Origin of the sequence: Streptomyces sp. CB02009, assembly GCF_001905825.1 — a bacterium.
Classification (GTDB): domain Bacteria; phylum Actinomycetota; class Actinomycetes; order Streptomycetales; family Streptomycetaceae; genus Streptomyces.
Genome location: NZ_LIVV01000004.1, coordinates 658132 through 672548 on the forward strand (window position 1 = coordinate 658132; position 14417 = coordinate 672548).

A 14417-nucleotide genomic window follows, 5' to 3' on the forward strand; every position below is an offset into this window, starting at 1 on the left:
CCAAGGACGCCCCACCCGTGAACAACCTGCTGTCCGGCAGCCTGCTGCCCGTCGCCGAGCAGACCGTCGGCAACACCCCCGTCCTCCGTACGGACGACGGGTACTGGGCCAAGCTCGAAGGATTCAACTTCGGCGGCATCAAGGACCGCGCCGCCCTGTACATGGTCGAGCAGGCCCGCCGACGCGGTGAGCTGCGGCCCGGCGCCCCGATCGTCGAGTCGACCTCCGGGACCCTCGGCCTCGGCCTCGCCCTCGCCGGGGTCCTGCACGGCCATCCCGTGCACGTCGTCACCGACCCCGGCCTCGAACCGATGGTCGAGCGGATGCTCGCCGCGCACGGCGCCCGGGTCCATGTCGTACGGGAGCCGAGCCCCCGGGGCGGCTGGCAGCAGGCCCGGATGGACCGGGTCGCCGAGCTGCTCGCCGGCCTCGACGGGGCCTGGTGGCCCGACCAGTACGGCAACCCCGACAACCCCGCCGCGTACGCCGGGCTCGCCGCCGAGCTGTCCGGGCAGCTCGACCGGATCGACGTCCTCGTCTGCGCGGTCGGCACCGGCGGCCACTCGGCCGGGATCTCCCGGGCCCTGCGCGCCACCAGCAGCCCCGCGCTCGAACTCGTCGGCGTGGACTCCGTCGGCTCCACCGTCTTCGGCCTGCCGGCCGGGGAGCGGCTGATGCGCGGCCTCGGCTCCTCCATCCACCCGGGCAACGTGGACCACGGCGCCTTCGACGAGATCCACTGGGTGGGCCCCGCCGAGGCGGTACGGGCGGCCCGCCGCCTGGCCTCGCGCCAGTTCGCCACGGGCGGCTGGAGCGTCGGCGCGGTCGCGCTGGTCGCCGGCTGGCTGGCCCGCACCCGGCCGCGCGGGACGCGGATCGCGGCCGTCTTCCCCGACGGACCGCAGCGGTATTTCGACACCGTCTTCAACGACGAGTTCTGCGCCGCCCACGGCCTCCTCGACGGGCCCGTACGGGAGGATCCCGCCGGATACGCCTCCGCCGACACGGTCAGCGGCTGGACCCGCAGGGTCATGGACCGGACGGGGTCGGCGCGTTGACCACGACGGCGGCGCCGCCCGAGGGCGGCGTCTGGAAGCAGAGCCGCACCTTCGAACCGGCCGTCCGGCTGCTCTTCCTCAACCAGCTCACCATCAACCTCGGCTTCTACATGCTCATGCCCTACCTGGCCGCGCACCTCGCGGACGGGCTCGGCATGGCGGCCTGGGCGGTCGGGCTCGTGCTCGGCGCCCGGAACCTCTCCCAGCAGGGCATGTTCCTCGTCGGCGGGGCACTGGCCGACCGGCTCGGCTTCAAGCCGCTCATCGTGGCGGGCTGCGCCCTGCGGACGGTCGGCTTCGGAGCGCTCGCGTTCGCGCAGTCGCTGCCGATGCTGATCGCCGCCTCGCTCGCGACCGGGCTCGCGGGGGCGCTGTTCAACCCCGCCGTACGGGCCTGTCTCGCGGCGGAGGCGGGGGAGGAGCGCCGGGTCGAGGCCTTCGCGCTGTTCCACGTGTACTACCAGGCGGGCATCCTGCTCGGGCCGCTCGTGGGCGTGGCCCTGACGGGGGTGTCGTTCCGGCTGACGTGCGCGGTGGCGGCGCTGCTGTTCGCCGGGCTGACCCTCGTCCAACTGCGGTACATGCCCGCGCGGGGCGAGCGGCGGGAGCGGGCCGGGGAGGGGCGCGGGCAGTTCCGCACGGTGCTCTCCCACCGCACCTTCTGGCTCTTCTCGCTCGCGATGACCGGCTCGTACGTGCTGTCGTTCCAGGTCTATCTGGCGCTGCCGCTCGCCGCCGGCGGCACGGGCCCCACGACGGCGCTCTTCGTGGTCTCCGCGCTGGTCGCGCTCGCCGGGCAGCTGCGGATCACCGCCTGGTGCAAGCGGCGGCTGAGCCGGGAGCGGTGCCTGGTCCTCGGGCTCGCCCTGATGGGCGGGGCGTTCCTGCTCCCGGCGGCGCTCGGCCGGGGCCTGGCGGGGCTGCTGCTGTGCGCGGCGGTGCTGGCCGTCGCGAACGCGGTGCTCTACCCGTACGAGATGGACACCGTCGTCGCCCTGTCCCGGGGGCGCTGGGTGGCCACCCACTACGGGCTCTACAACACGGTGTGCGGGATCGGCATCACCCTCGGGAACCTGGGGACGGGCGCGCTGCTCGACGTGACCGGCTGGTCGGCGGTGCCGTGGCTCGCGCTGTGCGCGGTGGGGCTGGGGTGCGCGGCGGCGATGGCCCTCCTGGCGCGGGGCGGTCGGCTGGCGGAGGGAGCGGCCACGGCGGACTGAGCCTCCCCCGGTCCGTACGCCAGTCGGCCCCGTGGGAGTCGCCGCCCCGGGCGGCGGCGGCCACTGTGGGAGGGCGCGGTACGGGCCGCGGCCGGGTACGGACCGGGCAGGAGAGCACAGGTGGGGCACCCCCCAGGAGCGATCGGCGAGCGGCGGGCCGGCGAGGGCCGCCGCCCGTACGGGAGCGCCCGGAGGTTCATCCGGGCGCTCCCGCCGCTGATCATCGTGGGCGGTGTCCTCTTCGACGTCCTGACACCGCCCCAGTACAGCGCGGCGCCGATGTTCTCGGCCGCCCCGCTGATCGCGGCCCCGTTCTTCTCCACCCTCACGACGCTGCTCACCGGGATCGCGGCCGTCCTCGCCTCCGTCGGGCTGCACCTCTACAACGGCACCGCGGCCGAGGCCTCCTCGCTCACCGAGTTCCTGACCGTGCTCACGGTCTCCGCGCTCGCCCTGCTCATCAACCGGGTCGTGCTGCGCAGCGGCGAGCGGCTCGCCTCGGCGCGGGTCATCGCGGAGACCGCGCAGAAGGCGGTGCTGCCGACGCCCGCCGAGCGGATCGGGGGGCTGCAGTGCGCGGCGCGGTACGAGGCGGCGCAGGCGGACGCGTTCATCGGCGGCGACCTGTTCGCCGTCCAGGACACCCCCTGGGGGGTCCGGCTCGTGGTCGGCGACGTCCGGGGCAAGGGCATGGACGCGGTCGAGGCCGTCGCCGTCGTCATCGGGGCGTTCCGGGAGGCCGCCGAGCAGGAGCGGACCCTGGAAGGCGTGGCGCAGCGGCTGGAACGGGCCCTCGCCCGGGAGGGCACCCGCCGGCACGGGCTCGACGCCTTCGAGGGCTTCACCACGGCCGTCCTCGCCGAGATCCCGCGCAGTGACGGGAGCGGCACCTTCGACGGTTTCGTACGGGTCGTCAACCGCGGGCACCCGCCGCCGCTGATGCTGTACGCGGACGGGCGCCTGGACACGTGGGAGCCCGGCGAGCCTGCGCTGCCGCTCGGCATGGGCGATCTGGCGGCGTGGCCGGACCGGGCCGAGGCGCGGCCGTACCCGCCGGGCGCGACGCTGCTCCTCTACACCGACGGCCTCTCGGAGGCGCGGAACGCCGAGGGCGTCTTCTACGACCCGGGCGAACGGCTCGCCGGGCGGATCTTCCCCGGGCCCGAGGAGCTGCTCGACGCGCTCGTGGACGACGTACGGCTGCACACCGGCGGGGGGTCGACCGACGACATGGCGCTGCTCGCGGTGAGCCGTCCGGCGACGGGGCAGCCGGAGCGGCGCCGGACGATGCCGGTGGTGCCGCCGGGCGGCTCCGGATCCCCCGGCGGACGGCCCGGTCACCGGCCGTAGTCGCAAGGTGTCACTGCGATAACAATTGACATAACGTCAGATCGCGAGGGTTTGGGCATCCCCTGCTGAAGGGGGGTCAACTCGGACCATTCCCTCTCAATTCAATGAATGATCAAGAGGAACGGCTTGGAATCGGGACCCCGTGTCTATTAACGTTCGATAACGCAGCGCGGTCGTCCCAGCCGTCGCAAGAGGCGGCACCGTGCGCACGCGCCGAATCCTGAAAAGGAACCGGGGAACCACTACTTGGGGTGAATCGGGCCCTTCGCACTCGTGCGACCGCGCCCGTAGGAGACCTTCCTGCTCCGAACCCGTCAGCTAACCCGGTAGGCGAGAAGGAAGGAAAGGAGCGCGCCTTCGTGGCGTCCAACACTCCCGCACCCGAAGCCCCCTTCGATGCCTTCGGTGGTGGTGCGGGTCCTGCCGCCCCGGACACCGAGTGGAACCCCACCGAGGGATCCCTCCGCTCCGGCGGTCGCCACCGGGTCGTCAAGCAGCGCTCCAACTTCGCCCGCTCCTCCACCGTCCTCGGCGTCGGTGTGATCGCGGCCGTCGGCGCGGGCGGCCTCGCCACCGCGCAGGAGAAGCCCCCGGTGGCCATATCGCTCCCGGACCTCCCCGACCTCAACCTGCCGGACGCCCACGACCTCCCCGGTGTCGGCGACCTCCTTCCCGAGGAGACCCAGGAGACGGTCAGCGCGGCCCGCGCCAACCCGAACCCGCTCACCGTCGCCACGTACGCCACCCTCGACGACGAGCAGGGCGCCGGGGCCCCGCGCATGCAGCAGGCCGGCCTGACCACCCAGGACGGCCCGGCCACGAAGGCCGCGCCCGGCGCCGGTGACGCGGGCGAGGCCCTGCGCGCCCGCATCCTCCAGCAGGCCGAGCAGCAGCAGGCCTCCGCCGACGCCGCCGAGAAGGCCGCGGCGGAGAAGGCGGCGGCCGAGAAGGCCGCGTCGGAGGCCGCGGCCAAGGCGGACGCGGCGGAGAAGGCGGCCGCGGAGGCGAAGGCCAAGGCCGAGGCGGAGGCCAAGGCGAAGGCGGAAGCCGAGGCCAAGGCGAAGGCCGAGGCGGCTGCCGAGGCCGAGCGCCTCGCCAAGCTGGCCGCGAGCTACACGCTGCCGCTCTCCTCGTACAGCCTCAGCGCCACCTACATGCAGTCCGGCTCGATGTGGTCCTCCGGCTACCACACCGGCCTCGACTTCGCCGCGCCCACCGGCACCCCGCTCAAGGCGGTCCACGGCGGCACCGTCAAGTCGGCCGGCTGGTCCGGCTCGTACGGCTACCGTGTCGTCCTGGAGCTCTCGGACGGCACCGAGATCTGGTACGCCCACATGTCCTCCATGACGGTCTCCGCGGGCCAGACCGTGGGCACCGGCGAGACGATCGGCCGCGTCGGCGCCACCGGCAACGTCACCGGCGCCCACCTCCACATGGAGGTGCACACGCCCGGCGGCTCCGGCCTGGACCCGGCGGAGTGGCTGCGCTCCAAGGGCCTCAGCCTCTGATCCACCCGGGTCGCCCCGAGGGCGACCCGGTCCGCCCGCGCGGACGCCCCGGCCCCGGCCGTCGCGTCCGCGCGGGCGTGTTTGTGCGGGCGTGTCTGTGCCGGGCCTCCGCGTCCGCGCGGGTGTTGTCCGTCCCGGGCTCGGGTTCCGCGCGGGTGTGGCCGCCCCGGCCTCCGCGTCCGCCACGGCTGCCGCCTCCGCCGCGTCCGCCCTACCGCGCGGGAGCCCCGGCCCCGGCCTCCGCGATCCAGGCGTCCAGTTGCTCCCGGGTGGTGCCGGGGTCGGCGACCAGCGCACCCAGGTCGTCGCCCTCGACGACGGTGGTCGCCAGGGCCGGGCAGCGGCGGCAGCCGTCCACACCGACCTGGACCCACCACTTGCAGTGGGGGCGCAGATGACACCGCGGCACGCTCCGCCGCTCGTCCGCCGGCGTCGCGGCCACCCGCTGCACCAGACCGCAGTCATTGCCCCTGCGGTGCAGACAGTTGCTGACGCAGTGCGAAGCGAAGCGCAGGACCCGGGTCGGCTCGACGTCCTTCGGGACGACCGGCAGGACGTCACGGGCCGGCACGGGGTCGGCGAGGTACACGACCTCGCCGTCCTGCCCCGACCGCACGCCCAGGACGACCGACTCCGGTGCGTCGGCCTTGCCGCTCGGGCACCATGTCGTGCTCTCCCCGGAACGGTCCGCGGTGCTCATCTCCACCTCCTCGTCCGTCGTGGGGGACCGCTACACGATCTGGCCGGCGCAGGCCGGGGTGCAGGCCGCTGCCGTGCGCTCCTGGTCGACCGCCTTGGCCAGGTGCGCCCCCAGCTGGGCCGAGGTGATCTGCCCGGGCCCGGACGAGGGCTGCGCGGACGCGGCACCCGCTCCGCCGAGGACGAGAGCGGCGGCCGCGAGCGCGGCGGCGGTTCCGCCGACGGCGGGGCGACTGGTGTACTTCATGCTGCAACCTCCTGGATGGGTACGAAAGGTGTACCGGCACGCTAGGAGGCGCGGGAGACCGCCACCGGCAGTTCGCGGCGGCTGTTGGGGGGCGTTCGTGCCGAGCGGCACGGGTCGGGCGCGATCCGGAGGGGACGGTTAGCTGCGGTACGGGTTGAAGCCGTCGTAGTCCAGGTACTGCGGCGGCGCCCAGACCTGGCCCGTCGCCCGCGCCGCGTACGTGAGGGCGGGGGAGGCGACCGACCTGCGCTGCCACAGGTGGTGCAGCAACTCCTGCTCCCGGGCCGGGAAGTCGGGTCCGGCCGTGCCGCGCCGGGCCCGGTCCCGCAGGAACGCCAGGGTCGTCGCGAAGGACTCGTACTCGCCGACCGCCCGCGCCGCCGGCTGCCCGTACGTCCGGGCGGCGAAGGCGCGGGCCAGCCGGCGGGCGCGCATCGAGGAGAGCGCGAGCGGCTCGGTGGGGGAGAGCCAGCCGGCCGCCGCGTACGCCGGGAGCTCGCCGGATATCGTGCGCAGCTCGCGCTGCCGGCTCCAGACCGCCAGCCAGGTCAGCAGGCCGAAGGCCGGGACCATGAGCGCCGCGTACACCACGAAGAAGGTCAGGGGGCCGCCGAAGGTGGCCGAGCCGTTCCAGGCGGCGTGCAGGCCCATCGCGAGCAGCAGCCCGGCGAGCGGCAGCAGCACCCGGCGCAGGCGCCTGCCGCGCGGCGCGAGGGCGGCGAAGCCGAAGCCCAGGCCGGTGAGCACGGTGAACAGCGGATGCGCGAACGGCGACATGACGACCCGGACGAAGAACGTCGCCGCGGTCACCGAGCCGAGGCCGGTGGAGCCGAACTCCTGGTCCTCGCCGAAGGCGTTGCCGAGGTAGAGGATGTTCTCGGTGAAGGCGAAGCCGGTCGCGGTGAACCCGGCGACGACGACCCCGTCGACGAGCCCGCCGAAGTGCTTCCTGCGGAAGAGGAAGAGCAGCAGGATCGCGGCGGCCTTCGCGGTCTCCTCCACCACCGGCGCGACGACGGTCGCGCCGAGGTTGTCCGCCGAGGCGGGATCGGCGGTGGCCGTCGCGATCCAGCGGACCGCGAAGGAGTTCGCCAGGATCGCGACGAGCGCGGCGGCGAAGGCGCCCCAGGCGAACGCGAAGAGCTGGTTCTTCCAGGGACCCGGCTCGACCCGGTCGAGCCACCGGAACGCCGCCATCAGCAGCGGTACGGGCAGGACGGCGAGGCCCAGGCCGACGAGGAAGCCCTCGGTGCCGGTCTGCTCGCGGACCAGCCCGAGGATGAACAGCGCGCAGATCGCGAGCACGGTGACCAGGGCGACGGCCCGGACCAGCCTGCTGCGCCAGAAGTCCCGGCGGGGCCGGTAGCGCCACTGGGACCGGTCGGCGGCGGCGGGGAAGGCCGGCTCCTCGGTGTCCCGGTGGGGGACGGGAGCGGCACCGGCTTCGGTGGGGGCGGGGTAGGACACGTGAGCGACCCTAACGACCCCGACCGACAGCCGGGAAAGGGTTAAGCCGCCGGCGATGCCCCGATCGCCTCGCCCGGCCGCCGCGCCCGGGGGCTTGGGGCGGGTCGCTTGGGACGGGCGCTTCCGATGAGGCGCCGCCGTCGGGGCGCTCCCCCCGTCGCCCCGCCCCCGTCGCCCCGCCCGGTCACTTCCTCCGGAAGAGGAGGTCGTTCACGACGTGGCCCTTGTCGAGCCCCTGCCCCTCGAAGCGGGTGAGCGGCCGGAAGTCGGGCCGCGGCGAGAAACCGCCGTCGGCCCGGGTGTTCTCGAAGTCGGGGTGCGCGGTGAGCACCTCCAGCATCTGCTCGGCGTACGACTCCCAGTCGGTGGCGCAGTGCAGCACGCCGCCGGGCTTGAGCCGGGTCGCGAGGAGGCTGAGGAACTCGGGCTGGATCAGGCGCCGCTTGTGGTGACGGGCCTTGGGCCAGGGGTCGGGGAAGTAGACGCGGCAGCCGTCGAGGGAGTCCTTGTCGAGCATCTCGCGGAGCAGGATGATCGCGTCGCCGTTGGCGACCCGGACGTTGGTCAGGCCGTTCCGGTCGGCGAGACCGAGCAGATTGCCCTGGCCGGGAGTGTGGACGTCGACGGCGAGGATGCCCGTGCCGGGGTCGGCGGCGGCCATCTGCGCGGTCGCCTCGCCCATGCCGAAGCCGATCTCCATGACGACGGGGAGCCCGTCGAACATCGCGCCGAGGTCGAGGACCCGCCGGCCGTCGATGTCGAGACCCCAGTCGGGCCACCGCTTCAGCAGGGCCTCGGCCTGACCGGTGGTGACACGGCTGCGCCGCGGCTGGAAGCTGCGGATCCGCCGCTCGTGATGAGACCCGGCCGGATCGGGCAGGGGGCCCTCACCGGCCGCGAACCGCTGACTGCCCCGCTGCGCGACGGGCCGTACGGACTCGGCGGGGTCGGCGACGGGGCGCGCGATGTTCTCTGGCTGCTCAGACACAATGCCCCGATTCTACGGCGCATCGCCGCCCGCCGGGCGGTGGGCTACAGCCGCGCCAGCGCCCTCCCCGCCACCTCGCGTCCGATCGGCAGCGAAGCCGTCGCCGCCGGCGAGGGCGCGTTCAGGACGTGGACCGTGCGCGGTGCCTCCCGGATCAGGAAGTCGTCGACCAGCGTCCCGTCCCGCAGCACCGCCTGCGCCCGCACCCCGGCGTCCGCCCGCCGCAGGTCCGACTCCGACACCACCGGCAGCAGCCGTCGCACCGCGTCCGTGAACGCCCGCTTCGACACCGACCGCCGCAGCTCACCCGCCCCGTACCGCCAGTGCGCCCGGCCGATCGCCCACGAGCCGGGCCACGCGAGCGTGCCGGCGAGCTCGCGCGGGCGGACGACCGACCAGCCGTACCCCTCCCGGGCGAGCGCCGGGACCGCGTTCGGCCCGATGTGGACGCCGCCGTCGATCCCCCGCGTCAGGTGCACCCCGAGGAACGGGAAGGCCGGATCCGGTACCGGGTAGACGAGACCCCGCACGAGAGAGGGGTCCTTCAGCTCGTAGTACTCCCCTCGGAAGGGCACGATCCGCATGCCCGGGTCGTCGCCCGCGAGCAGCGCGATGCGGTCGCAGTGCAGCCCCGCGCAGTTGACCAGGACCCGCGCCCGCACCACCCGGCCGTCCGCCGTCCGCACGGCGACCCCCCAGGGCCGCCGGTCGATGACGGTGACCTCCGCGCCGTACAGGATCCGGGCCCGGGAGGACTCGGCGAGCCGCCGGGACACCGCCCCGTAGTCGCAGATGCCGGTCGTGCCGACGTGGATGGCGGCCAGGCCCGTCACCCGCGGCTCGTACTCGCTGATCTGGGCGGGCCCGAGCTCGCGCACCGGGATGCCGTTCTCCCTGCCGCGCTGCACGAGCGCGTGCAGCCGGGGCAGCTCCTCGCGCGAGGTGGCGACGACGAGCTTGCCCGTCACCTCGTGCGGGATGTCCCACTCCGCGCAGAACTTGACCATCTCGGCCGCGCCCTCGACCGCGAACCGGGCCTTGAGCGATCCCGGCCTGTAGTAGATCCCGCTGTGGATCACCCCGCTGTTGCGCCCCGTCTGGTGGCTCGCGAGCGCGTGCTCCTTCTCCAGGACCGTGACCCGGGTGCCGGGAGCGGCGCGCGTCAGGGCGTACGCCGTCGACAGACCGACGATCCCGCCGCCGATCACCAGCACGTCACAGTCAAACACCAGCGCCACCTCCCACCCCCGATAGTGCACTGGCCCACTGACAATCCCGTGAAACCTCGCGCGGCGGCACGAGACGCAGGTCACGCCGGAACGGGTCGCGCCGAGGCAGCGGGTGCCGACGTGGCCCGGGCCGACGCGGGTCGGGCCGGCTCACGTCGCACCCCTCGTGCCGCGCCCCTCGCGTCGGGGGCGACCGGCGGCGCCCCCGCCGCTCACGCCGGTGCGACGAGCAGCGGCCTGGCCCGTTCCCGCAGCTCCACGACCCGGGGCTCGTCCCCGTACGGTTCGAGCCGGTGCAGCAGATCCCGTACGTACTCCGTCGTCCGCGCCGACGAGATCCGCCCCGCCACCTCCACCGCGCGCGTGCCCGCCGCGCAGGCCGCGTCCAGGTTGCCCGACTCCAGCTCGGCGACGGCGGAGACCACCAGGCGCAGCCCGTGCGAGCGGACGAACTCCTCCGTCGGCCGCGAGAGCGCCTGCTCGGTGAAGCGGCGCACCTCGCGCGGCGCCTTCAGGTCGCTGTAGCACTCGGCGGCGTCGGCGCAGAACCGGTCGTACGAGTAGAAGCCCAGCCAGGTCGGGTCGCCGTCGCCCTCGCGGGAGCGCTCCAGCCAGCCCTCGGCGGACTTGAGCGCGGCCGCCGCGGCGACCCCGTCGCCGGCCTTCGCGTGCGCGCGTGCCTCGACGAGCCGGAAGAAGGACATGGTGCGGGCGGTGGCGAGGCCCCGGTTGCGCTCGAGCGCGGCCTGGGCGAGGTCGACGCCCTCGTCGGCGAAGCCCCGGTAGGTGGCCTGGAGGGACATCGAGGCGAGGACGTAGCCGCCGAGGGGTACGTCGGCGGCGGCGCGGGCGAGCCGCAGCGCCTGGATGTAGTAGCGCTGGGCGGCCTCCTGCTGCCCGGTGTCGAAGGCCATCCAGCCGGCGAGCCGGGTGAGCTCGGCGGTCGCGCCGAAGAGGGCCCGGCCGACCTCGTCGGAGTACGAGGCGAGCAGCAGCGGGGCCGCGTCCACCCGTAAGCACTCGGGGACCATGGACGAACGCCAGTCCCCGCCGCCGTACTTGGAGTCCCAGCGGCGTGCGTCCTCGGCGGCCTCGCGGAGCTTGGCGACGTCGCTGTGCCCCACGCGCACGTACTCGCCGGCGGACGAGGCGGCCGCCGCGCCGCCCGTGGCGCCCGCGCTTCCGCCCCCGCCGGTGATCCCGGCCCCCGGTGGGCGCGGTGCCTCGCGCTCCACCGAGGGGTCGGCCGGGGTTATCAGCCAGCGGGACGCGGGCGTCGCGTACGCGCTCACCGCGAAGGAACCGGCGAGCGACTGCCAGATCCCGCCCCCGCCGGCCCGCCGCCCGGCGAGATCCAGCCGGTACAGGTCGGTCGCCGAGCGCACCGCCTCGCCCACGTCGCGCGGGAACGCGAGGCCCACCTCGGGCGCGGGGTCGGCGTCGGCGAGCCCGATCTCGTGCAGCGGCACGGGCCGGCCGAGCTTCTGCCCGATCGCGGCGGCGATCAGATGCGGCGCGGCGCCCTGCGGCACCATGCCCTTCGACACCCACCGGGCGACCGAGGTCTTGTCGTACCGAAGCGTCAGGCCCCGTTGCGCACCGAGGTCGTTGACGCGCCGGGCCAGCCCGGCGTTGCTGATTCCCGCGAGGGCGAGAACCGTGCCGAGCTTTTCGTTCGGCCCGCGTTGCTCCCTGGACATGACGCCACCCCTCGACAACCCAGACGGCCGCCACGACGCCGGGCATAGGCGTGCGGCATTCGTAAACACAGCGTAGTTCGCCGCATCCCTACCGTTAAGGGGCGGTGTTCCGTATGGCGAGATTGTTGTGTGAAAGACCGACAGCCGGGGCGGGCGGACCGGCTCGTGCTCCCGCCGTGTGGCCGTGCGCCCGGCCGTGCGCTCTCTCCGCACGGCCGGGGGAGCGCTTCCATGAGTAGCGCGTGGGTCGGCCCGCTCGGCCGGGAATGTGTCCCGGACCAGTGGGCTGGGGGATACCGCCGCCCCATTCCCCGCGGGCGGCGGACGGCACCGGGAGGCGGGAGCGCCTCCCGGGCTGCCGGTGGCCGGTGTGAAGCGGTGTGCGTGGGCAGGTGCCCCGGACGCTTCTCAACCCCACCGAGGAGGGGCGATATTTGGCCGAATCGCGCCGGTGTTCAACTGGCCCATGCCAGGGGCGCATTCGGCTTTCGCGCGCGTGCACCCGGACTCCGCCCCGTGCGCCGTTGTCGTGGCAGCATGTCTCCCACCGAAACGGATGTGGAGGCGCCGATGCGATGGCTGGTGGGCTGGAGCAGTGTCGCCGCGGGCTTCGCAACGACGGCCGGGGCCCGGGCGGGCTCGGTGAGCGGCTCGTACGGCGGCGGACACGGCTTCGGCCCGGGCGCCGGCCACGTCCCGGGCGCGGACCACGGCTCCGGCTACGCCCCGGGCTACGGCCACGCGGCCGCCACCGAGGGGCGCACGGTGCAACCGGTCGGCGCGCAACTCCTCTGGGGCGATCCCGATCCGCTGTGGGCGGTCGGCGACTGGCGCCCCGACGAAGTCCGGGTCGTGGCCGTCGACGACCACACCCGTCTCGCCGTCCTCGGCTGTTGCGCCGCGAGCGACGAGGAACTGCGGATCGGCCTGCTCACCGCGCGCGGGGGCGCGTTGCGGCATCTCACGGCATGGCCCGGCAGCTACACCGCGGTCGTCAAGGCCGGCCGCCGGGTCACCGTCACCGGTGATCTCGCGGGCGCCCGGCCCGTGTTCCACACCCCCTGGGCCGGCGGCACCGCCTTCGCCACCGCCGCCCTGCCCCTGGCCGACCTGGTCGAGGCCCAGCTCGACATCGGCCATCTCGCGGCGCTCCTCGCCTGCCCGGAGACCCCGGAGGCACTGCGCGACTCCACCCCGTACGAGGGGGTCAGGCGGGTGCCTCCGGGCCACGCGCTGATCCTGCGGGAGGGCTCGCGCGAGATCACCGGGTACGAGCAGGTCGCCTCGCTCGCCGTCGCGGCGGCCCAGGCCGACCCCCGGCAGGCCGTCGAGGGGGTCAGGGACGCCCTCATCGAAGCGGTACGCGCGCGGCTCACCGCCCCGCGGCACGCCCCCGAGGCCCCGCTGCCCGACCCGGGCCCGGTGCCCGGCATGGGGCCGGCCGACCGGCGCGCGGCCCGGGGCGCCGGCCCGGCGCCCGGCATCGGCGCCGACCTCTCGGGCGGCAGCGCGTCCGGCACGCTCGCGCTGCTCGCGGCGGGACTCCCCGGGGTGCCGGGCACGATCACCGGGCAGGGCACGGGCGCGGGGGAGCGGCTGCTCGCCGTCACCTTCAACGACCTGGCCACGCGCGCGGGTTCGGCCCGGGAGGACGAACTGAAGCGGGCCGGGGCCCTCGCGGCCGACCCCCGGCTGCACCACGTGGTCGTCGCGGGCGGCGAGGAGGCCCTCCCGTACGCGGCGCTGGACGGGCCGCTCACGGACGAGCCGGGGCCGTCCCTCGTGACGGCCGAGCGGCATCGGAGACGGCTCGCGGGCGGCAGTGCCGACCACTTCACCGGCATGGGCGCCAAGCAGGTCCTCGACGCGCACCCGGCGCGCCTCGCCGACCTCCTGATGGACCGCAGACGCCGCTCCCTGGTGCGCCCGGTGACGGCGCTCGCGAAGGCCTCGGGGACCTCGGCCGGCTCGCTCCTGGTGCCGCTGACGGTGTACCGGGCGGCGCGGAAGCTGGCCCGTACCCCGTACCGGACGGGCCTGGAGGCGGCCGCCCAGCGGGTCCTGGAGGCGAACCGCACGGCGTCGGACGGCTTCGGCCCCCTGGAGGCGTCCCTGTCGGCGCTCACCTGGTCCCGGCCGGGGCCGGCGGCGCGGTGGCTGACGGGAGAGGCGCTGGCTGAAGTATCGGTTCGTCTGAACCGGGCGGCGACCCTGCCCGCCTCCGTCCAGCGCCCGGGCGAAGCACGCGCGCGTGCCGCGCTCGCGCGTGCGGCGGCCGACCACCGGGTCCTGGAGCAGGCCGCGGAGATCCGCGGCCAGCGCCTGCACGCCCCCTTCCTCGACAACCAGGTCGTACGGGCCTGCCGCGTCCTCCCGGAATCGCTCCGGGTCCAGCCGGACGCCCGCGCGGGCGTCCTGCGCACGGTCCTGTCCGGCGCCGGCATCCACGACCTCCCGGCGGGCTGGGGCGCCCCTCACCCGGCGGTCCCGGCCGGCGCCACCCGCGCGGGCCTGCGCGCCGCCCTCCCCCATCTGATCGCCCTCTTCGACGCCCCGCTGCTCGCCGACGCGGGCCTGATCGAGGCACGCGTGGTCCGCGAGGCCCTCCGCACGGCGGCCGACGGCGCCCCCGTCCCCCTCGACGGCCTCGCGGACCTGGTCTCCACCGAACTCTGGCTCCGCCGCCTCATGTCCCGCCGCGGCTCCTGCTGGACCAACACCACGGAACCCCGCGCCCACCGCGCGGTCCAGGGCCCCCTGATCCCGGCAACGAGGTCCCTCCCGGCGTGACACCTGAAACGTCCGGCGGCGACCACGGGCACCCGTCCCTCCACAAGCCGGGGACAGCGGCCGCACCGCCCGACCCCCGTGGTCCCGCCCCGGACGCCTCTGCCTGCCGACGGCCCGACCCCGACGGCGCACCGGGGTAAACCCCGAGGCGTACGCCAGGG

General features: G+C 75.0%; 11 protein-coding genes and 1 riboswitch. Of the genes, 5 read left to right on the forward strand and 6 right to left on the reverse strand.

The genetic code is table 11. From position 1 onward, the window contains the following. The first annotated feature begins 17 nt into the window (after window positions 1-17). The 4 genes from AMK27_RS19380 to AMK27_RS19395 all read left to right on the forward strand — a co-directional run bounded on the left by AMK27_RS19380 (window position 18) and on the right by AMK27_RS19395 (window position 5136). A complete protein-coding gene (locus AMK27_RS19380; protein WP_079188508.1) occupies window positions 18-1058 on the forward strand; it encodes a PLP-dependent cysteine synthase family protein in 1041 nt (346 codons plus the stop codon). Beyond that, complete coding sequence (locus AMK27_RS19385; RefSeq protein WP_073909326.1) at window positions 1055-2278, forward strand: MFS transporter; 1224 nt, start codon at window positions 1055-1057, stop codon at window positions 2276-2278. Before AMK27_RS19380 ends, AMK27_RS19385 begins: the two co-directional genes overlap by 4 nt. Window positions 2279-2398: 120 nt before the next feature. Next, the gene (locus AMK27_RS19390) at window positions 2399-3628 is read left to right on the forward strand and encodes a PP2C family protein-serine/threonine phosphatase (RefSeq protein WP_073909331.1); all 1230 of its coding nucleotides are present in this window, start codon (window positions 2399-2401) and stop codon (window positions 3626-3628) included. A 201-nt stretch (window positions 3629-3829) separates the two neighbouring features. Continuing rightward, window positions 3830-3976: riboswitch (cyclic di-AMP (ydaO/yuaA leader) on the forward strand. A gap of 11 nt (window positions 3977-3987) precedes the next feature. After that, on the forward strand, window positions 3988-5136 hold the full coding sequence (locus AMK27_RS19395) for a M23 family metallopeptidase (protein ID WP_073909336.1): 1149 nt from the start codon (window positions 3988-3990) through the stop codon (window positions 5134-5136). 211 nt (window positions 5137-5347) lie between these two features. Here the strand turns inward: AMK27_RS19395 and AMK27_RS19400 are convergent, their stop codons facing one another. From AMK27_RS19400 to AMK27_RS19425, 6 genes are all read right to left on the reverse strand, one after another. Then, window positions 5348-5836, reverse strand: a complete 489-nt coding sequence (locus AMK27_RS19400) for a hypothetical protein (protein ID WP_073909341.1) — start codon at window positions 5834-5836, stop codon at window positions 5348-5350. A 30-nt stretch (window positions 5837-5866) separates the two neighbouring features. Beyond that, the gene (locus AMK27_RS19405) at window positions 5867-6082 is read right to left on the reverse strand and encodes a hypothetical protein (RefSeq protein WP_073909345.1); all 216 of its coding nucleotides are present in this window, start codon (window positions 6080-6082) and stop codon (window positions 5867-5869) included. A 138-nt stretch (window positions 6083-6220) separates the two neighbouring features. Continuing rightward, complete coding sequence (locus tag AMK27_RS19410) at window positions 6221-7549, reverse strand: PrsW family intramembrane metalloprotease (protein ID WP_073909350.1); 1329 nt, start codon at window positions 7547-7549, stop codon at window positions 6221-6223. 184 nt (window positions 7550-7733) lie between these two features. Then, window positions 7734-8537 (reverse strand): tRNA (guanosine(46)-N7)-methyltransferase TrmB, encoded by an 804-nt coding sequence (trmB, locus tag AMK27_RS19415; RefSeq protein ID WP_073909355.1) that lies wholly within the window; start codon window positions 8535-8537, stop codon window positions 7734-7736. Between the two features lie 44 nt (window positions 8538-8581). Beyond that, complete coding sequence (gene lhgO / locus AMK27_RS19420) at window positions 8582-9766, reverse strand: L-2-hydroxyglutarate oxidase (RefSeq protein ID WP_073909360.1); 1185 nt, start codon at window positions 9764-9766, stop codon at window positions 8582-8584. 212 nt (window positions 9767-9978) lie between these two features. Beyond that, complete coding sequence (locus tag AMK27_RS19425) at window positions 9979-11466, reverse strand: MFS transporter (protein WP_073909365.1); 1488 nt, start codon at window positions 11464-11466, stop codon at window positions 9979-9981. Window positions 11467-12036: 570 nt separating this feature from the next. On the opposite strand from AMK27_RS19425, the gene AMK27_RS19430 reads away from it, so the two are divergent. Continuing rightward, window positions 12037-14256: an asparagine synthase-related protein gene (locus AMK27_RS19430; RefSeq protein WP_073909369.1), complete on the forward strand. Its 2220-nt coding sequence runs from the start codon at window positions 12037-12039 to the stop codon at window positions 14254-14256. Window positions 14257-14417: the final 161 nt, after the last annotated feature.